The sequence below is a fragment of the Lactobacillus sp. ESL0681 genome, from assembly GCF_029392835.1.
Classification (GTDB): Bacteria; Bacillota; Bacilli; order Lactobacillales; family Lactobacillaceae; genus Lactobacillus.
This window is the reverse complement of record NZ_CP113943.1, coordinates 400301-420299: the sequence shown is the minus strand read 5'-3', so window position 1 is coordinate 420299 and position 19999 is coordinate 400301. Positions and strand designations below refer to the sequence as shown.

Annotated in this window: 20 protein-coding genes; 14 read left to right on the top strand and 6 right to left on the bottom strand. The window is 36.9% G+C overall.

Annotation, left to right across the window (positions count from 1 at the left end; translation table 11 throughout):
* Positions 1-23: 23 nt before the first annotated feature.
* Positions 24-524 carry a Cys-tRNA(Pro) deacylase gene (gene ybaK / locus OZX59_RS02140; protein ID WP_277126499.1) on the bottom strand — a complete coding sequence of 167 codons (501 nt, stop codon included), beginning with the start codon at positions 522-524 and terminating at the stop codon, positions 24-26.
* Between the two features lie 62 nt (positions 525-586).
* Here ybaK and prmA point away from each other — a divergent pair, with 62 nt between their 5' ends.
* From prmA to aspS, 6 genes are all read left to right on the top strand, one after another.
* On the top strand, positions 587-1528 hold the full coding sequence (gene prmA / locus OZX59_RS02135; RefSeq protein WP_277126498.1) for a 50S ribosomal protein L11 methyltransferase: 942 nt from the start codon (positions 587-589) through the stop codon (positions 1526-1528).
* Positions 1529-1550: 22 nt separating this feature from the next.
* Positions 1551-1925, top strand: a complete 375-nt coding sequence (locus OZX59_RS02130) for a hypothetical protein (RefSeq protein ID WP_348636460.1) — start codon at positions 1551-1553, stop codon at positions 1923-1925.
* 4 nt (positions 1926-1929) lie between these two features.
* Positions 1930-4173 (top strand): bifunctional (p)ppGpp synthetase/guanosine-3',5'-bis(diphosphate) 3'-pyrophosphohydrolase, encoded by a 2244-nt coding sequence (locus OZX59_RS02125; RefSeq protein ID WP_277126497.1) that lies wholly within the window; start codon positions 1930-1932, stop codon positions 4171-4173.
* Positions 4173-4610 (top strand): D-aminoacyl-tRNA deacylase, encoded by a 438-nt coding sequence (gene dtd, locus OZX59_RS02120; protein ID WP_277126496.1) that lies wholly within the window; start codon positions 4173-4175, stop codon positions 4608-4610. Before OZX59_RS02125 ends, dtd begins: the two co-directional genes overlap by 1 nt.
* 302 nt (positions 4611-4912) lie before the next feature.
* Positions 4913-6199, top strand: coding sequence for a histidine--tRNA ligase (gene hisS / locus OZX59_RS02115; protein ID WP_277126495.1), 1287 nt, complete (start codon positions 4913-4915; stop codon positions 6197-6199).
* A 4-nt stretch (positions 6200-6203) separates the two neighbouring features.
* Complete coding sequence (gene aspS / locus OZX59_RS02110) at positions 6204-8048, top strand: aspartate--tRNA ligase (protein ID WP_277126494.1); 1845 nt, start codon at positions 6204-6206, stop codon at positions 8046-8048.
* Positions 8049-8127: 79 nt separating this feature from the next.
* On the opposite strand, the gene tpx is transcribed toward aspS, so the two are convergent.
* A complete protein-coding gene (gene tpx / locus OZX59_RS02105) occupies positions 8128-8625 on the bottom strand; it encodes a thiol peroxidase (RefSeq protein ID WP_277126493.1) in 498 nt (165 codons plus the stop codon).
* Between the two features lie 103 nt (positions 8626-8728).
* Complete coding sequence (locus tag OZX59_RS02100) at positions 8729-9916, bottom strand: aminotransferase class I/II-fold pyridoxal phosphate-dependent enzyme (RefSeq protein ID WP_277126492.1); 1188 nt, start codon at positions 9914-9916, stop codon at positions 8729-8731.
* A 148-nt stretch (positions 9917-10064) separates the two neighbouring features.
* Between OZX59_RS02100 and msrB the strand changes: the two genes are divergently transcribed.
* Complete coding sequence (gene msrB / locus OZX59_RS02095) at positions 10065-10496, top strand: peptide-methionine (R)-S-oxide reductase MsrB (RefSeq protein ID WP_277126491.1); 432 nt, start codon at positions 10065-10067, stop codon at positions 10494-10496.
* Positions 10497-10544: 48 nt separating this feature from the next.
* On the opposite strand, the gene OZX59_RS02090 is transcribed toward msrB, so the two are convergent.
* The 3 genes from OZX59_RS02090 to OZX59_RS02080 form a co-directional block, all read right to left on the bottom strand.
* Entirely contained in the window at positions 10545-11423 is an 879-nt protein-coding gene (locus tag OZX59_RS02090) for a YitT family protein (protein ID WP_277126490.1), read from the bottom strand.
* 128 nt (positions 11424-11551) lie between these two features.
* Complete coding sequence (msrA, locus tag OZX59_RS02085; RefSeq protein WP_277126489.1) at positions 11552-12091, bottom strand: peptide-methionine (S)-S-oxide reductase MsrA; 540 nt, start codon at positions 12089-12091, stop codon at positions 11552-11554.
* A gap of 63 nt (positions 12092-12154) precedes the next feature.
* Positions 12155-12985: a pyruvate, water dikinase regulatory protein gene (locus tag OZX59_RS02080; RefSeq protein WP_277126488.1), complete on the bottom strand. Its 831-nt coding sequence runs from the start codon at positions 12983-12985 to the stop codon at positions 12155-12157.
* Positions 12986-13174: 189 nt separating this feature from the next.
* Between OZX59_RS02080 and rpsU the strand changes: the two genes are divergently transcribed.
* The 7 genes from rpsU (at position 13175) to glyS (ending at position 19978) form a co-directional block, all read left to right on the top strand.
* The gene (gene rpsU, locus OZX59_RS02075) at positions 13175-13351 is read left to right on the top strand and encodes a 30S ribosomal protein S21 (protein ID WP_046306945.1); all 177 of its coding nucleotides are present in this window, start codon (positions 13175-13177) and stop codon (positions 13349-13351) included.
* 260 nt (positions 13352-13611) lie between these two features.
* Positions 13612-14568, top strand: coding sequence for a PhoH family protein (locus tag OZX59_RS02070; RefSeq protein ID WP_277126487.1), 957 nt, complete (start codon positions 13612-13614; stop codon positions 14566-14568).
* A complete protein-coding gene (ybeY, locus tag OZX59_RS02065) occupies positions 14568-15092 on the top strand; it encodes an rRNA maturation RNase YbeY (protein WP_277126486.1) in 525 nt (174 codons plus the stop codon). The genes OZX59_RS02070 and ybeY overlap by 1 nt, the downstream gene beginning before the upstream one ends.
* Complete coding sequence (era, locus tag OZX59_RS02060; RefSeq protein WP_277126485.1) at positions 15092-16000, top strand: GTPase Era; 909 nt, start codon at positions 15092-15094, stop codon at positions 15998-16000. Before ybeY ends, era begins: the two co-directional genes overlap by 1 nt.
* Positions 16000-16755 carry a DNA repair protein RecO gene (gene recO, locus OZX59_RS02055; RefSeq protein WP_277126484.1) on the top strand — a complete coding sequence of 252 codons (756 nt, stop codon included), beginning with the start codon at positions 16000-16002 and terminating at the stop codon, positions 16753-16755. Before era ends, recO begins: the two co-directional genes overlap by 1 nt.
* Before the next feature lie 246 nt (positions 16756-17001).
* On the top strand, positions 17002-17919 hold the full coding sequence (gene glyQ, locus OZX59_RS02050; RefSeq protein ID WP_277126483.1) for a glycine--tRNA ligase subunit alpha: 918 nt from the start codon (positions 17002-17004) through the stop codon (positions 17917-17919).
* Positions 17912-19978, top strand: coding sequence for a glycine--tRNA ligase subunit beta (gene glyS / locus OZX59_RS02045; protein WP_277126482.1), 2067 nt, complete (start codon positions 17912-17914; stop codon positions 19976-19978). The genes glyQ and glyS overlap by 8 nt, the downstream gene beginning before the upstream one ends.
* Positions 19979-19999: the final 21 nt, after the last annotated feature.

Genomic DNA, 19999 nt, shown 5'->3' with positions numbered 1-19999 from the left:
CTCAACTTAGTAAAATCAAAAAGTTATTCTAGTAAATCACTAAAACTTGCTTGACAATAGTTTTGTAAATCTTGTGGAGCTAAAAATACGCTACGTCCGACTTGACCACTGGAAACAGCAATCTCTGTTTCGCGTGTCATATTTTTGTCCAGATAAATTGGAAAATGATGTTTAAAATAAATTCCAATGGGCGTATTAGCACCATGGACGTAGCCAGTGGTTTTTTCTAAATCTTTAAGCGGTAGCATTTCGCATTTTTTATTACCAGAGACTTTAGCTAGTTTTTTGAGACTTAGATGCTCTGTTACAGGAATTACTCCGACTAAAGGACCAGTTTTATTGCCAGTACAGACCAGCGTTTTGTAGACCAAATGTTCATTCTCGTTTAGAATAGAAGTATCCATTTTTGCGACGCCACCCGAATCTTGGTGGGTTGCGAATTTAGTTGGTCGATAAGGAATTTTATTACGATCTAAGATTTTTTCGACTAAAGTTTTTTCAAGTTTATTTTTCTGCTTTGCCATAATTATCACCTTGTTAATATGATAGCATTCTAGAACCAAAAGTAAAAAGGGAGTAGTATAAATTGAAATTATTAATGATTAAAATTGAAACTAGCCACGAAGTAGAAGATGCGTTAACCATATACAGTATGGATGATCTGCATGCTTTGGGGACACAAGCTCGTAAGCGTTCCGACTTTCAAGATGCAAGTCGCAGACATGATTCAACTTTGGTTGAGTTAGATGAAATTCAAGATTTACCAAAAGATATGCAATTTATAGCATATTTTGATGAAGAAGCCGATGCTACTGCCTTAACTAAAAGCTATCAGAGCAAGTTACAAGAATTGCAAAGCTACGGACTGGCAATTGGACAAGCGAAATTAACTACCTCCTATGTGGTTGATCAAGATTGGAATACTGCTTGGCAAAAATTTTATCATCCGATCGATTTTTCACGACATTTAGCCATTGTTCCGGAATGGGAAGATTATCAACCAGCGTTTGCAGATCAGAAGTTAATTAAGCTTGATCCAGGACTAGCCTTTGGAACAGGTAATCATATTACCACACAATTGGTACTAACTGGGCTTGAATTGGTGATGGCTAAACCCAAGAGTGTGATTGATGTAGGAACTGGTTCGGGAATTTTAGCAATTGCGGCGACACTATTAGGTGCAAAACAAGTTTCGGCTACGGATATTTCAGATGAAGCAATCAGTGCAACTCATCAGAATATGAAACTGAATAAGTTGTCTGAGATTAACGTTCAAAAAACTAGTTTGTTAACAGGGGTTACTGGAAAGTTTGATGTAATTGTTGCCAATATTCTAGCAGATATTTTACTTGAGCTTATTCCGCAACTGGATGAACACTTGAATATTGGCGGGCAAGTGATTTTTTCAGGAATTGATTATTTACAGTTATCAAAAGTTCATGATGCTCTTGACCAAGCCGGTTTTAAGGTAGTATTAAGTTTGAAAAAAGAACGTTGGGTTGGCTTGATTATTGAGCGACAAGAGTAGACTAACTTAGAAGGATACCAAATTGATTAATAAAGTTTTTGATCGAATTAAACGAATTTCATTGATTCAAAAGTTGAATCAATATAGCTGGATGCCAGTTATTTGGTGGAGCATACTAGTTAGTATTTTGCCATTAGTGTTTAGCTTAATACAAATTCCAATTGTCTGGCGTGTAGGCTTATTATTTATGCTAGCGAATCCCTTAGTTAGTTATCATTTAGGTAGATTAATTGAGCATCGTCGGCTAAATCATTATTGGTTACTTTTTTTGCCTGGTATTTTTTGTATAATAATCTTACTTAAATATGCTAAATATAATTTACTATTTGGGTTAATTTATTTGATTTTTGAAATTTTTGGGCTAATGGATAAGCATGTTTACAATCAGAAAGGGTGAGTAGATGTCAAAATATATTGAAATGACACACGATAAAGTTATTAACACGTGTAAAGCGTATATGAATCAGGAGCAAGTTGCGTTTGTTGAAGAAGCTTATCAGTTTGCTAATGAAGCGCACAAAGAACAAAAAAGAGCATCAGGGCAACCCTATATTGTACATCCTACGCAAGTTGCTGGTACACTGGCTAACTTAAAATTGGATCCTGATACAGTAGCAGCTGGTTTTTTGCATGATACAGTCGAGGATACTCCGGTTACTAATGATGATATTAAGGAAAAGTTTGGTAAAGATGTAGCATTTATTGTTGATGGCGTTACTAAACTTAATAAATATAAATACAAATCTCATCAGGAATTTTTGGCAGAGAATCACCGTAAAATGCTAATTGCGATGGCTAAAGATATTCGAGTTATTATGGTTAAACTAGCTGATCGGTTGCACAACATGCATACTTTGCAACATTTACGTCCTGACAAACAACGCCGAATTGCTTCAGAGACCATGGATATTTATGCCCCACTAGCTGATCGGTTAGGTATTGGGTCAATTAAGTGGGAATTAGAAGACATCAGTTTTCATTATTTAAATCCCGAAGCATATTATCAAATTGTTAACTTAATGGACTTAAAACGTAGCCAAAGGGAAGAATATATTAATGATGCAATTAAAACCTTAGAAACTAGTTTAGATAGTTTAGGTATCAAGTATGACATCTATGGTCGACCTAAGCATATCTATTCTATCTATAAAAAAATGGTTAATAAGCATAAAGACTTCGATGAGATATATGATTTGTCGGCAGTACGAGTGTTAGTTAAAACGGTTAAAGATTGTTATGCAGTCTTAGGCGCAGTCCATACCAAGTGGAAGCCAATGCCAGGGCGTTTTAAAGATTATATTGCTGTACCTAAAGCAAATGGCTATCAGTCTCTGCATACCACTATTATTGGACCTGGTGGTAAGCCATTGGAAATTCAGATTCGAACTGAACAGATGCATGAAGTGGCTGAATACGGTGTGGCTGCTCACTGGGCTTATAAGCGCGGTGAATTTAATGGGGTTGAACAAACCAATTCTAATAAAAAATTGGATATGGTCAGAGAAATTTTGGAGTTAAAAGACGAAACCCAAGATGCTGACGAATTTATGAAAAGTGTCAAAAGCGATATTTTTTCTGATCGGGTCTATGTGTTCACTCCAAAAGGTGAGGTATATGAATTACCGAAAGGGTCGGTAACTTTAGACTTTGCTTATGAAATCCATACTCAAGTCGGTAGTCATGCGGTTGGAGCTAAGGTCAATGGTAAGCTAGTGCCACTTGATTACAAATTAAAAAATGGTGATGTAGTTGAGATTATGACCCAGTCTAATTCCAAACCATCGCGTGATTGGGTTGATATCGTCAAGACGTCACGAGCACGAAATAAAATTCGCCGCTACTTTCGTGATATTGACAGGAATCATAGTGTTGAACAAGGGCGCCAGCTAGTTGCTGATAAAATAAGCGAGCAAGGTCTAGTACCAAAAGACTTTATGGATAAAAATCATCTTGAAGAAGCTTTAGAGCAATTTAATTATAAGACGGCTGACGAATTATTTGCTTCAATAGGTTTTGGTGACTTATCTGCTGTTAGTGTAGCTAATCGCTTAACTATTGCGGTTCGCCGTGAAAATGAAAAACAAAAGCAAAAAGAACTTGAAGCCGAAATCTTAAGTTCTGGGCAAAAGAAGACACCGCAAGAGCAAACTACTAACAAGAATTCGACCACACCGATGAAGATTAGACACAAAAATGGGGTCATGATTCAAGGCATGAGTGACCTCATGCTGCATTTGGCTAAGTGTTGTAATCCTGTTCCTGGTGATCAAATTGTTGGTTATGTTACTAAAGGACGCGGAGTAACTATCCATCGGGCTGATTGCCGCAATATTGTTAATAACAAAGCTAGTCAAGGACGACTAATTGAAGTTGAATGGGAGAATATTGAAGAAGGCAGCCAACAAGCTTTTAATGCAAATCTAGAGGTCTTTGGCTATAATCGCAATAGTTTGTTAAGTGATGTTTTGACTAAGTTAAATTCGTTAACCAAAAATATTAATAATATTTCTGGTAAAGTGAACGATGACAATATTGCGCATATTTATGCAACAGTAGCAGTTAATAATTCTAAGCAGTTAAATGATATTTTGAGTAAACTAAGGGATATTCCGGATGTATATCAAACCAGAAGGGCGGATAGTTAATGCGGGTCGTAATTCAAAGAGTTAATCAAGCACAAGTAGCGGTTGCTGGACAAGTTATTGGCCGGATTGATCGAGGATTATTATTGCTAGTTGGCATCAAAGAAGGCGATGACTTGGCAATGGTGCAAAAAGCAGCTAGTAAAATTGCTAAAATGCGAATTTTTGAAGATGAAAATGGTAAAACAAATTTGGCAATTAAAGATGTTGGCGGGCAAGTTTTAAGTGTCAGCCAATTTACCTTATTGGCCGATACCAAAAAGGGCAATCGTCCTAGTTTTACCAAAGCAATGCGTCCGCCTAAATCAAAAGAATTGTGGCAGAAATTTAACGATGAATTAGTTAATGCTGGTTTGCAGGTGGCTACTGGAGAATTTGGTGCAGATATGCAAGTTAGCTTAGAAAATGACGGACCTTTTACTGTAGTTTTCGATTTATAAGTTGAGCTAGCTCAATTGGTAATTGTGTAGCTTAGTGAAACTAGAAAATGATTTTGAGTTTTTGACCTACATGAGTTATACTTTAAAAGAATTATCAATGACAAAGATTGAGGTTTAGCCAGTTCTATTAACAGAGACCGTTCAATTAGCTGAAAGAACGGATAGGACAGCTAACTGTGACCACTTTAGCAGATAATAAACGCGTGGCGAGCGTTATTTCGCAGCACAAGCAAAAGGTGGTACCGTGCACTTAGCGCCCTTGATTTATTCAAGGGCGCTTTTTTTATTAAAAGGATGAGTAAATGAAAGTACAAAGACCTAAGGGAACAGTGGATATTTTGCCTGAGCAGTCAGGTTCATGGGAAAGAGTAGAGCAAATTGTGCGTGACTTTTTCAAGCAGGCAAATTATCGTGAAATTAGAACTCCCAGTTTTGAAAATTATGAAGTTTTTTCTCGGTCAAGTGGTGAAACTTCTGATGTTGTTGAAAAAGAAATGTACGATTTTAACGATAAAGGTGGACGTCATATTGCTTTGCGTCCGGAAGGTACTGCTGGTGTAGTGCGGGCCTATGTTGAAGATAAAATGTATGCTCCAGAAGTCGTCAAACCATTTAATGTTTACTATCTTGAATCAACGTTCCGTTATGAAAGACCACAAGCAGGACGGCAGCGCGAATTTCATCAGATTGGAGTAGAAAGTTTTGGCTCTAGCAATTCACTAGCTGATGTTGAGACAATTATTTTAGCTCATGATTTATTAGCAAAGTTGGGTGTGAAGAATTATGAGCTGCACATCAACACATTGGGCAATACCCAGGTGCGGCAAGACTATCATGATGCTTTGGTGAATTACTTTACACCGCTAAAAGAGCAACTATCAGATGATTCTAAACGTCGGCTAGTTAATAATCCACTTAGAATTTTAGATTCTAAGGATGAACAGGATAAGCAATTTTTGCCTAATGCACCGAAGATTATTGATTACTTGGATCAAGAATCAAAAGCAAATTTTGACCAAATTACCAGTATGCTTGACCAATTGGGGATTGAATATGTAATTGATAATGACCTAGTACGCGGACTTGATTACTATACCGGGATTATTTTTGAATTTATGGTCGAAGATCAGAGTCTATGGGAATCTGCCACAACCATTCTTGGCGGTGGCCGCTATGACCATCTAGTTGAAGAATTTTCTGGTCCCCAAACACCAGCAGTTGGTTTTGGGATTGGCGAAGAACGGTTGATGTTAGTTTTACAAAAGCAAAATCCGCAGCTATTTGCTGATCAAGGGATTGACTTCTTTATTACTAATATTGGTGAGGGCACCGCTCTTAAAGCTGTTGAAATTGCGCGTAGTTTGCGCGAGCAGGGTTTCAAGGTACAATACGATGTTGATCAGAAGAAGCTGAAGGCGCAATTCAAAAAGGCAGATCGAGTAAATGCAAAATTCGTAATTACGTTAGGTGCTAAAGAACTAGAAGCAGGTACACTTAATGTTAAGCGATTATCGGATGCAAAGACACTCGATCTTCAGCTGAGTGATGTTGATAATATGCAGAACATTATTGAACAATTAAAGGACTAATTTAATGGAAAAAAGAACAGATTATTGTGGGAATATTACTGAGAATTATCTTGAACAAGAAGTGAACTTATACGGCTGGGTGCAGCGTGTTCGTAATTTAGGTAATCTTGTTTTTATTGATTTGCGGGATCGTGAAGGGATTGTCCAAATAGTTGTCAATCATGATTCGGGTGAATCTTTAATGGATACCGTTGCTGCTTTAGGCAACGAATATGTTATTCAAGTCAAGGGCAAAGTTGTTAAACGTACAAGTGCTAACCCAGATATGAAAACTGGTCAGGTTGAGGTTGATGCAAGCAGTATCTCTATTTTAAATAAGTCGCAAAATCCTCCGTTTGAAATTAAGGATGATGTTGAAGTTGGCGAACAAACTCGTTTAAAATATCGATATCTTGATTTGCGTAGACCAAGCTTGCAAAAGGCAATCAGGTTACGTTCGCAAATTTTACAAGCAACGCATGAATATTTTGATCAAAACGGCTTTGTTAATATTGAAACACCGATTATGGGTAAATCTTCTCCTGAAGGAGCACGGGATTATTTGGTTCCTTCGCGAATTTATCCAGGTAGTTTTTACGCACTGCCACAGTCACCACAACTATTCAAGCAATTATTAATGGGCGCTGGCTTTGATAAATATTACCAATTGGCTAGATGTTTTCGTGATGAAGATTTGCGTGGAGATCGGCAACCAGAATTTACACAAATAGACATGGAAACTTCATTTACTGATGAGCAGCAGGTTCAAGAATACACTGAAGGTTTATTGAAGAAAATCATGAAAGACGTGATGGGGATTGATCTGAAAACCCCGATCAAACGAATTTCTTGGGATGAAGCAATGAATAAATATGGAACTGATAAACCTGACACCAGATTTGAGATGTTTATTCATGATCTGAGTGATGTTTTTAAGAATAGCGATTTTAAGGTTTTCTCAAGTGCAATTAAAGATGGTGGCTTTGTTAAGGGAATTGCTGTTAAGAATGGCGCGCAAAAGTATTCACGTAAACAAATTGAAAAGAAACAAGATTACATTAAGCGCTACCATGCTAAAGGTCTAGCTTGGGTTAAATATGAAGATGGGGCATTTTCTGGACCTATCAGTCGTTTCTTGACGGATACAGATCAAGCTGCTCTGATAAGAGAGTTCGGCCTTGAGGGTGGAGAACTGGTAGTCTTAGTTGCTGATAAATGGAAAGTCTGCTGCGATTCGCTTGATCATTTACGCCGTGAATTTGCCAAGGAGACAGATATTATTCCTAAGCACGTTTTTGACTTTGTTTGGGTAGTTGATTGGCCACTATTTGAATATGATGAAGGTTTTGGCAGATGGATTGCTGCGCACCATCCGTTTACAATGCCAGATGATGAGGGAATTAAACTGCTTGAAACCGATCCACATAAGGCACATGCTCGCAGTTATGACATTGTAATGAATGGTGATGAATTAGGTGGTGGTTCCATCAGAATCCATCAACGCTCAATTCAAGAAAAGATGCTAAAGGCACTTGGTTTTACCAAAAAGCGCGCTTATGAACAGTTTGGCTACTTGTTAGATGCGTTAGACATGGGCTTTCCACCACATGCTGGGTTAGCAATTGGTTTAGATCGCTTTGCGATGTTATTAGCTGAAAAAGATAACATTCGTGACGTTTTAGCATTTCCAAAGAACGCTAACGCTTCAGAACCAATGATGCATGCGCCGGCGCCAGTTTCTGATCAACAATTAGCTGATTTAGGTATTGAAGTGGAAGAACAGTATCATGATAGCGTGGCTAATACAGAAGCCAGTTTGGCTAAGCAAGCTGAAGCAGATGCTGCTAAGAATACTAGTTGGGATGAATAAGTATTCTTTATTACTTTAGTGAGATATAAAAAAACAATTGCAAAACTTGCAATTGTTTTTTTGTATCTCATTATTTTGACTATTTAGTAATTTCATTTAAAAATTCTAATGCCGCATTATAATTAGGTTCGTCAGTCATTTCTTGAATTAATTCTTGATAAATTACTTTCTTGTCAGTATCAACAATCCAAATACTTCTGGCATCAATTCCAGCATCTTCAACAAATAAGCCCATTTGCTCACCAAAGTCATGGTGAGCATCCGACAATAATTCCATCTGCTTAACACCTTCAGCTGCACACCAATTCTTTTGTTCAGTATTAGTGTTAGTTGAGATAGTGTAAAAGTTAATGCCTGAGTAATTATCTACTTCACTATTAAAACGTTTAGTTGAAATGCTGCAGACACTGGTATTAATATTTGGCACGACGCTAATCAAGGTTGGTCTAGTAATTAATTCAACCATGTTTACGATAGTACCATCAGCTTTTTCCACCTTAAAGTCTGGCAACTTATTTCCGACTACTGGTGGTTGACCATTTGTTGATAAAGGAGCATTTTTCATTGTAATTTGCATAATTTATCATCCCTTCAAATAAATTCTATGGTAAATATTTAGTTACACTCTTGAGTTTAACTAAAACCCGGACTAAAACCAAATTAAAAGCTCGGTTAAGCCATTATTGAAGCTGTTTAACGTAATTTTTAATTCTCTTAGCTGCTTTTTGGATATCTGCATCAGATGCTGCATAAGATAATCTTACAAAACCAGCACCACCAGCACCAAAATAGCTACCGGGCATTACACCAACTTTGGCTTTATGAGCTAGGTCAGTAGCAAATTTGACGTCATCTGTCCCAAATTTCTTAGGAATTTTAGCAAAAATGTAAAAGGCACCTTCAGGTGCGGCTAAAGTAAAGCCACTTTCTACTAATGCAGTATGTAAAATATTTAAGCGTTTCTCATAAATTGCACGTGCTGCAATGTAGTCCTGCTCGCCATTGGTTAAAGCTTCAGTAGCTGCAGCTTGTACGTTGTCGGTAACCGAACAAACAAGATACAGATTAATCTTAATGATCATTTGCATAATTTCTTGTGGACCAGCAATATAGCCGATACGCCAGCCAGTCATTGCCACGCTTTTAGATAGGCCAGACAGTAAAATAGTTCGCTCGGGAATAATTTGGGTTAAAGAATAGTGCTTTTTATGACCATAAATCAGTTCCGCGTAAATTTCATCGGTGATAGCGAATAGGTCATGGTCGCTAATTACTTGTGCTATTTCTATTAGTTCAGTTTTCGTGTAAACTCGTCCAGTCGGATTAGAAGGATCTGTTAAAATCAATGCTTTGGCACCATCGCCTTCACCAGCCAATGTTTGCTCTAGCTTGCTAGCAGTTAACAAAAAATGGTCATCTGAAGTATCAATTTCAATCGGAATTCCACCTGCTAGCTCAATAATGCCAAAATAAACGCCCCAAACTGGGGTTGGTACTAGAACCTTATCTCCAGGATTCAGCAGAGTCATAAAAGTTAAATTGAGGGCCTCTGATACGCCTACTGTTGCACAAATTTCGCTTTGCGGATCGTAACGTACACCTAATTTGTTATTCAGATAGTTACTGATTGCGTCTAACAGTTCCGGTTTACCTGCTTCTGGAGCATAGTGTGAATCATTTCGTTTGATATCTGCAATTGCAGCTTGCTTAATATGTTCTGGAGTTTCTAGATCAGGTTCACCAATCGTTAATTTGACGATATCTGGTATTTGGGCAATTTCATTAGCGAAAGCATCGATTTTAGATTGAGGTAAACTTTTAATTCTAGTATTGGTTTTGTCTGAGAGATTTTTTGCTAAACGTGGCATGATAAAATCCTTTCTAATATTTTGTAATATTTATTAAGTATAAACTATTGTAGAATATAGTAAATCATTCACTTAATAAATTTAATAAGCTCTTAACCGATTTATTTAAGAAAAGTTTGCTATAGTTAGGGTAAGGAGGCAGATTATCATGGATCAATCAAAAAAAGCTGCTAGATTAAAAGAACTTAATCGAAAACAATATGAAGTAACTCAAAATGCGGCAACTGACGCACCCTTTTCTGGTAAATATGATGACTTTGATCAGCCAGGAATCTATGTAGACATTGTCTCAGGTGAGCCGCTATTTTCTAGTTTGGATAAGTATGATGCTAATTGTGGGTGGCCGAGTTTTACTAAACCAATTAAAAAGTTGACTTATCGACGTGATCAATCACATCACATGGAGCGAACAGAAGTAAAAAGTCCAGATGCTGAGTCCCATTTAGGACATGTCTTTAATGATGGACCCAAGGAGCAGGGCGGGCTAAGGTATTGTATTAATTCTTCAGCGCTCAAGTTTATTCCTGCTAATGAGTTAGCGCAACAAGGCTATGGTGAATACCAAAGCTTGTTTAAATAATTTTATTTATGTAAAGTAAAAAAGTACTGCCGAATTAAGCAGTGCTTTTTAAACGATTTCTTGTTCTTTAAAGCGTCCATAAACTTTTTCAATTTCACTGACGCTCATAAAAGCATATGGATCATATTTTTTAATAATTGCTACAATATCATACATATCATAGCGATCAATGACAGTTAGCAGTGCCGTTTTTTCAATATGGCTGTAAGCACCTTCAACATCGTGAAAGATAGTAATCCCGCGATGCATTCTTTCTTGAATACCATCAATGATGGCTTGGGGATATTCTGTAACGATAATTACCTGCAATTTTTGATGTTGGGTATAAACGGCATCAATCATACGACCGTTAACAAAGATAGTTAATGCGGAATAAAGAGCTCGAGTCCAACCGAAAGCAAATCCTGCAGCTAGGATAATTAATAAGTTAATCGAAATGCTGACTTTACCATAGCTGGTACCAGTTTTTTGTCTGATAACTATCCCGATAATATCAATCCCACCAGTTGAAATGCCGTTTTTTAAAGCGAAGCCAGTGCCAACACCATTTACTATACCACCAAATAATGCACAAATTAGTGGGTCTACGTGCATATTGATTGGTTGAATTACATGCATCATGATTGAACCTAGCACGACTGTAATAATGGTAAATAAGGTGAATTTATGACCTATTTTAAACCAGGCTAATAAAAACAACGGTACATTTAACACAAAATATAAAATTGATGTGCTAAGAGTAAACGGAAAAAAACGTTGACTCAATGTATTAAGCAATTGTGCAAATCCGGTCATACCAGATGAGTACATATGACCTGGAGTCCAAAAGAAATTTAGTGCAACTGCAACTGCTAAAGAATAGAAAAATGAAGCCGAAATTTTTGAAAGCAAGTTATATCGCCGATTAAATGTGTCGAGCTGATCCATTTTTATGTTAGGTCCCTTTATGAAAAAAGTAATAAATAAATCTAGATTAGTGTAACAAAAGATAGGTCAATAACCAATAACAAATTCAGAAAATTTTGTGTAAATAAAAAACGGCTTAAGCCGTTTTTTTATTTTTGCCAATGTTGCTTAATAAAGTCTGCTCGACCACCAGCTTCTTCTAAGGCATACCGATTAGGATCCTTACGATAAAAGTCTTGATGGTAATTCTCAGCTGGGTAAAAAGGCTGAGCAGGTTCAATTTTAGTAACGATTGGTTTATTAAATTTTCCACTTTGAGCTAAAGCAGCCTTAGACTTTTCTGCCGCTGCTTTTTGTGTAGGAGAATTGTAGAAGATTACTGGTCGATAATTGTCACCGCGGTCTTGGAATTGGCCAGCTGCATCGGTGGGATCGGTTACTTGCCAGTAATATTGCAAAAGTTGCTCATAAGACATTAATGAAGGATCATAGGTGATTTTAACTGCTTCTGTATGTCCAGTTGTTCCAGCTGAAACTTGTTCATAAGTTGGATTAGCAACGTGCCCACCAGTGTAACCTGAGACGACTTTTTCAACCCCAGGCAAGGTGTCGAATGGTTCAACCATACACCAAAAGCAGCCGCCAGCAAAAATAGCGGTATCAAAATGTTTGTTTTGTTGAGTAGTCATATTTTTAGCCTCCTTATACCATAAATTATAGCGGATAAGTCAGCCCAGTCCTTAGAATATGACTTATTGCTCTTCAAAACCAAGATGATGCATGATGAGAGCTGCTGTTTCTTCAATTGAGCGGTGGGCAACGTTAACGACGTAGCATCCTAATTCTTGATAAAGCTTTTGTGCAGAATCAAGTTCAACCTTGATAGCATCTGTGTTAGAGTAAGTTGTGTCTGGATTTAGACCATAAGAAATCATTCTTTGACGTCTTATTTCATTTAAAACAGATAAGTCGTTAGTTAAGCCAATAATCTTATTGGGATCAACTTTGTAAATTTCCTTAGGAATATGGGTATCTGGAACTAGAGGTAGGTTAGCAACTTTTAAATTTTTATTTGCTAAAAATAAAGAGAGTGGTGTTTTAGAAGTCCTTGATACGCCTAATAATACCACATCAGCTTCCAAGAAACCTTTAGGATCTTTTCCATCATCATACATTACGGCAAATTCCATTGCTGAAATTCGATCAAAGTATCTTTGATTCATTTTATGTTGGGCACCAATTTTTTTCACTGGTTGCAGACCAGTAGTATTTTGAAGTGCTTCAATTGTTGGTGAAAGAATGTCGATGATTTTTGCGTGGTGCTCGCGGCCAAAACGAATTACTGGGATTTGCAATTCATCTTTAACTAAACTATAAATAATTATTAAGTTACTAAATTGTTCAATTTCAGTTAACGTTGCTGTTAATTTTTCATGATCTACAATAAACGGGTAGCGCCGATAATTAATTTGGGCGGTAGGAAATTGAGCAGCAGCAGCTGTCGCATTACTAAAAGCGGTGTCGCCAGCCGAGTCTGAGATGATGATAATATTAACTTCTTGTTTAGTATTGTTTGTTTCCATTGAGTACTCCTTTTTGGTAATAATTATACAATTTGCTAAAGTGCATTAAAAGATTTTGTTCAAATAATAATGTGAAAATGAATCTTTTTAAAAAATATTGCGTTAATGTATTGACCACTCACGCTGGTTTGATATAATTTACTTATTAAGTGTGGCGGTGACGTCAAGAAATGGAAGGAGGGATCACACATGGCCAAGACAGTCGTTCACGAAAACGAGTCTATTGATGATGCTCTTCGTCGTTTCAAACGTTCCGTTTCAAGAAGTGGTACCTTACAAGAATACCGTAAACGCGAATTCTACGAAAAACCTAGTGTACGTAGAAAGCTTAAATCTGAAGCAGCACGGAAACGCAAACATTATTAATAGCTTAGGAAACGACTTCTATCTGCTGATAGGGGTCGTTTTTTGTAGATAGTAAATTTATTGTTAATTTAATAGACATATCTGAGATAGAATTTTATTCTTTTGGTATAATTTAGTTAGGCTTTTTAGTTGAAGTTAATTTTAAAGCCGGTTTAGTTAAAGTATCTGTGGTGAATGCTTGCTGATTGATTAATTGCGGCTTTCCTATTGGATAGCTGAAATTTATTTAAGAACAAGTTAAGAAAGCGAAGAGAAGTCATTTGGTTCAAACAAATTTTATACCTAAAAATCCGGAAAACATCCAAAAATTAGTTGGTATCAATGACCGTAATCTGACTCTGCTGGCAGAAGGCTATGACACTAACGTTGTTGATATTGGCAATCAAATTGTGATTGATGGTGAAACAAATAGTGTAAAGAAAGTTCTTGATGTTTTAAAGGCGCTAGATCAGGTGCTAGAGACTGGAGTTACTATCAGTGCCCCAGATGTAGTTAGCGCAATGAAGATGGCTGATAAGGGAACGACTGAGTACTTTGCTGATTTATATAAGAAGATTTTAATTCGGGATGCTAAAGGCAAACCGATTAGGGTCAAGAACATGGGTCAGAAAAAGTATGTTGAAGCTATCCAAAAAAGTGATGTGGTATTTGGTATCGGACCTGCTGGTACTGGTAAGACATTCTTGGCTGTTGTTTGTGCAGTTGCTGCTTTTAAAAAAGGCGAAGTTTCTCGAATTGTTTTGACAAGGCCAGCAATCGAAGCCGGAGAATCACTAGGATTTTTGCCAGGAGATTTGAAGGAAAAAGTAGATCCATATTTACGACCAATTTATGATTCGCTTTATGCTATTTTAGGGACTAATACAACTGATCGTTTGATGGAACGTGGTGTAATTGAAGTTGCACCGCTAGCTTATATGCGAGGTCGAACTTTGGATGATGCGTTTGTAATTTTAGATGAAGCGCAGAATACCACTGATGCGCAAATGAAAATGTTTTTGACGCGTTTAGGATTTAATTCCAAAATGATTGTTAATGGCGACATGACTCAAGTTGATTTACCAGGACGTCAGCGTAGTGGTTTGCTTGATGCACGTCATATTCTAAAGCAAATTGATCAAATCAAATTCGTGCAATTTTCTGCTAATGATGTGGTGCGCCATCCCGTTGTTGCTAAAATTATCGATGCATATGAAAAAGAAGGAACACAAAATTAATGCAGTCACTTGAGATAACTTATCATGATGAAGTAGGCTTTTTAGATAATCAGGAACTTAATTGGCAAGATTGGATTACTCGGTTACTGTTATTAGCTAAACAAGAGATTGCGAAATCCAATAATCTGGAAATGAGTATCAATTTTGTTAATGAGGAGCATAGTCAAGAACTTAATTATAAATATCGCGACCAAGATCATCCAACTGATGTAATTTCGTTTGCGATTGAAGATGGTGAAAATGGTCTTGATTTGTCCACGTTTGTCAGTGATCCAGATTTTCAAGAAGATATTGGTGATCTTTTTATGTGTCCGAGCGTAATTAAGCGTCATAGTCAGGAATATGGCACTGGCTGGAAACGCGAATTTGGTTATACCTTAGTTCATGGCTTTTTACATTTGAATGGGTATGATCATATTGATCCAGTTGAAGCTAAAGAAATGTTTGGCATCCAAGGCAAGGTTTTGGAAGATTATGGATTGCCATTGCATCTTGAACAATTAGATAAAGGCAGAGGAAAATAATGTCCGAACATAAGAAAAATAAGTCTGGTTTTGTTGCATTAGTTGGAAGGCCAAACGTTGGTAAGTCAACACTAATGAATAACCTGGTTGGCCAAAAAGTGGCAATTACTTCCAGCAAGCCACAAACTACACGTGATAAAATTTCTGGTATTTATACTACTGACCATTTACAAGTAGTTTTCGTTGATACACCAGGAATTTTTAAGCCACATCTAAAATTAGATGATTATATGGATAAGGCTAGTCTTTCGAGTTTGAACGATGTTGATTTGGTTCTTTTTTTAGTTGAACCGGAAGCAATCAGTAGTGGAGATAATTATATTGTTAACTTGCTCAAGCAAGTTAATGTACCAGTTTTTTTAGTAATTAATAAGGTTGATCAAGTAAATCCTGACGAGTTACTACCAATTATTGATAGCTATCAAAAATTGGATCTCTTTAAAGAATTATTACCAATTTCTGCTACTAAAGGAATTGGGATTAGTGATTTAGTAGCAACATTGCGACAATATTTACCGGAAGGACCTGAATATTATAATTCTGACGAAATTACTGATCGGCCTGAATACTTTTTAGTAGCTGAATTGATTCGTGAACAAATTTTGCGGTTGACATCTGAGGAAGTACCGCACGCTGCGGCCGTTTGGGTCGAGCGAATGAATGAACACCAAAAGGGTAAATTGCAGATTGAAGCTACTATTTATGTTGAAAAAAGTGGTCAAAAAGGCATAATTATTGGTAAAGGCGGCCAAATGCTCAAGCAAATTGGCATAAATGCCCGTAAACAAATTGAAAATTTGTTAGGTGAAAAAGTCAATTTGCATTTGTGGGTAAAGGTACAACGCAATTGGCGTTCTGATCCTAGCTTTTTAAAGCAGGTTGGCTACGATAAAAAGGAACTTTCTTAATGCCACGTGAACTTAAAGAAGTTCAAGGAATTATTTTTAAACGACAAAAATATAAAGAAGCTGATTTACTAGCTAAGATTATGACCAAAGAACTTGGCATTGTTACGTTAATTGCTCGTGGTGCTTTGAAGCCAAAATCTAAGCTTGGTGCGGCTACGGTTAATTTCTCTATTGGGCATTATATAATTTATACTAGCGGTCAAGGATTGAGTAACTTGCGAACGTATAAGGAAGTAAAACAATTTTCTGGTATATTTGCTGATTTGACCAAGAATGCCTATGCATCTTTTATTTTAGATCTAGTTGATCATGCTTTTGTCGAATATCAAAATTTAGGAAAGTATTATGATTTAACCCTATTTGCCTTAAAAAAGATCGATCAAGGAATTGATCCTGAAATGATTTCTCAGGTGGTGCAAATGCAGCTTTTAGCTGCTTATGGTGTTGAACCAGAACTAAAGCATTGTGTGATCTGTGGTAGCCAGCAAGGAGAATTCGATTACTCAATCAAGTTGGGTGGCATATTGTGTAGTAAGCATTTTTATCGAGATAACAGCCGTTTACACTTAACAGCTAAGGCAACAGCTGTACTGCGTACAATCGGATTAGTGCCCTTTAATCGTTTAGGAACGATTAAGGTCAATCGCGCAATTAAACAAGTAACCCGTAGAGCAATTGATCGGATATATCAAGAGACCATTGATTTAAATTTAAAAAGCAAAAAGTTTTTAGATGAAATAAATTTGCTTGACTAATCCTTTGGTCTGGTTTGCTTTATTATGTTAAAATAACAAGAGAATTTGATGAACATGAGGAATTATAAAAGTACCAGTTAAGCGAATGGCAGATAGTGTAAGGTCATCTGGGAAACGGCACCTCTAGTCAATTAATTAAGAGCAGAGAAGATATTCTCTGAATTAGGGTGGAACCGCGAATATTTTTCGTCCCTATGCAAGTTTTGCATAGGCTTTTTTTATGGCCTAATGCAGGGAGGTATTATGATGACAAAAGATAAATTGACAATTCAAGAAATGATTTTTAAATTGGAAGAATTTTGGTCCTCTAAGGGTTGTATGGTAATGCCCTCATATGACGTAGAAAAAGGTGCGGGTACAATGAGTCCATATACTTTTTTACGGGCAGTAGGACCAGAACCATGGGCAGCATGCTATGTTGAACCGTCAAGAAGACCAGCAGATGGCCGCTATGGGGATAATCCTAATCGCTTATTTCAACACCATCAATTTCAAGTAGTTATTAAACCAGCTCCTGAAGATATTCAGCAATATTATTTGGATAGTTTGCAAGTCCTAGGAATTAATCCCTTAGAGCATGATATTCGATTTGTTGAAGACAATTGGGAGAATCCGTCGATGGGTTGTGCCGGTGTTGGTTGGGAAGTTTGGTTAGATGGCATGGAAGTTAGCCAATTTACTTACTTCCAGGTAGTTGGTGAATTAGATGTCAAGCCTACAATGAGTGAAATTACTTATGGTGTAGAGCGCCTGGCTTCGTATATCCAAGATGTTAACTCCGTTTTTGATTTGGAATGGGGTAATGGTGTACTTTATCGCGATATCTTTAAAGAAGCCGAATATGAAAATTCCAAATATGCTTTTGAAGAATCCAATCAAGAAAATCTATTAAATTCGTTTGATTTAAATGAAAAAACAGCTAAGCGCTTACTTAGCCAAAATCTGGTGCAACCAGCTTATGATTATATTCTAAAGTGTTCACATACATTTAATTTGCTTGATGCTCGTGGTGCAGTTTCGGTTACTGAGCGTGCTGGATATTTGTCCAGAATTAGAAATTTAGCTCATGAAGTGGCGGTTACTTTTGTCAATGAACGAGAAAAACGAGGCTTTCCACTGCTAAAAAATGCTCAAGAAAAGAAGGCGGGGATTGAAAATGACTAAAAATTATTTATTTGAAATTGGTACGGAAGAAATGCCAGCACATGTGGTTACGCGCAGTGTGCAACAATTGGCTAATCGGACCGAAAAATTTCTAACTGAGAACGGCTTAAAATTTAAGGAAATCAAAACTTATTCAACACCTCGCAGGTTAACTATTTTGGTAGAGGAGCTAGCAGAAAAGCAAGCTGATATTGATGAAATCAAAAAGGGGCCAGCTAAGAAAATTGCTAAAGATAGCGATGGTAATTGGTCTAAAGCTGCACAAGGATTTGTTCGCGGGCAAGGAATGTCGACAGACGATATCTATTTTGACGAATTAAAGGGTACTGAATATGCCTATGTCCATGTTCAAAAAGTAGGGGAAAAGGCTAGTGATATTCTGCTAGGGATGAGCGACGTGGTCAAGGCAATGACTTTCCCAACTAAAATGCGTTGGGATTCACATGACTTTGAATTTGTTCGTCCGATTCATTGGCTAGTTTCATTATTTGGCAGTGAAGTTGTACCAGTAGAAATTTTGAATATTACAGCTGGTCGTAAAACTCAAGGTCATCGTTTCTTAGGTGATTCAGTCGTATTAGCTAATGCTGATGACTATGAAGATGCTCTAAAAGATCAATTTGTAATTGCTGATGCCGAAGAGCGTAAAGAAATGATTGTTCGCCAAATGAATGACTTGGTTGAGCAAAATGGCTGGCAGATTAAGTTAGACCAGGGATTATTAGAAGAAGTAACTAATTTAGTTGAATATCCAACTATTTTTGCTGGTTCGTTTGCTAAAAAGTACTTAGAAATGCCACAAGAAGTTTTGATTACTTCCATGAAAGATAATCAACGATACTTTGAAGTTTACGATCAAGCAGGAAAATTAATCAATCACTTTATCGCAGTTCGTAATGGTAATAAAGACTATCTTTCTAACGTAATTGCTGGTAACGAAAAAGTATTAGTTGCTCGACTTGATGATGCCCAATTCTTCTATGATGAAGATCGTAAATATCCACTAAGTCACTTTGTTAAGCGTCTTGAGAACGTATCTTTTCATGACAAGATTGGCTCGATGGCTGAAAAAACTAAGCGTGTCAAAATTATTGGTGACTTTTTAGCTAAAAAATGGCAATTAGATGATCAGACAGTCAGTGATTTTGATCGAGCAAGTGAACTATATAAATTTGATCTTGTTACCCAAATGGTTGGTGAGTTTGCTGAATTGCAAGGTGTAATGGGAATGCATTATGCAGAGCTTGCTGGAGAAAATGAGCAAGTTTCAGCAGCAATTAAAGAGCATTACTTACCCAATACTGCCGAGGGTGATTTGCCACAAACTACTGTGGGTGCACTCTTGTCAGTTGCTGATAAATTAGACACGATTATTACCTTCTTTGCAGCAGGTATGATCCCAACATCTTCTAACGATCCATATGCGTTGCGTCGGTATGCATATGGTATCGTACGAATTTTGCTTGATCAAAAATGGTCATTGCCTTTTAATAAGGTTTTACCAGAAATTGTTGAATTATTAACTGATAAAACTGCAGCCAAGCTACCTAGGACTGCTGATGAAGATAAAGAAATTGCTGACTTTATTCGTGATCGAATTAAGCAGTATTTGCAAAAAAATAATTACAAGTATGACGTAATTGATGCAGCTCTTGCTTCTAATCAGCAGGATCCGTTACAAATTTTAAGTGCTGCTAAGGTTTTGCAGACTCATCATGATGATGAAGAGTTTAAGCTAGTAGTCGAAAGTTTGACCAGAATTAATAATATTCTGAAAAAAGCTAAATTTGCAGGACAGGATTCAGTAAATACTGCTTTGTTTACTGATAATAGTGAACAAGACCTGTATGATGGCATTTCGCAATTGCAAACAGCTAGTGATTTAACTGAATTATATGCCGGTTTTGTGAGTCTTGAGCCAATAATTGATCGCTATTTTGAAACTAATATGATTTTGGATAAGGATAATGCTGTTAAAAATAACCGCTTGACGCAATTGCAAACGATTCGGGGATTGGCAGCTCGTTTGGGTGATCTAACTAAGTTAGTAATTAAGTAATTTTTATAGAATAGGTGATGC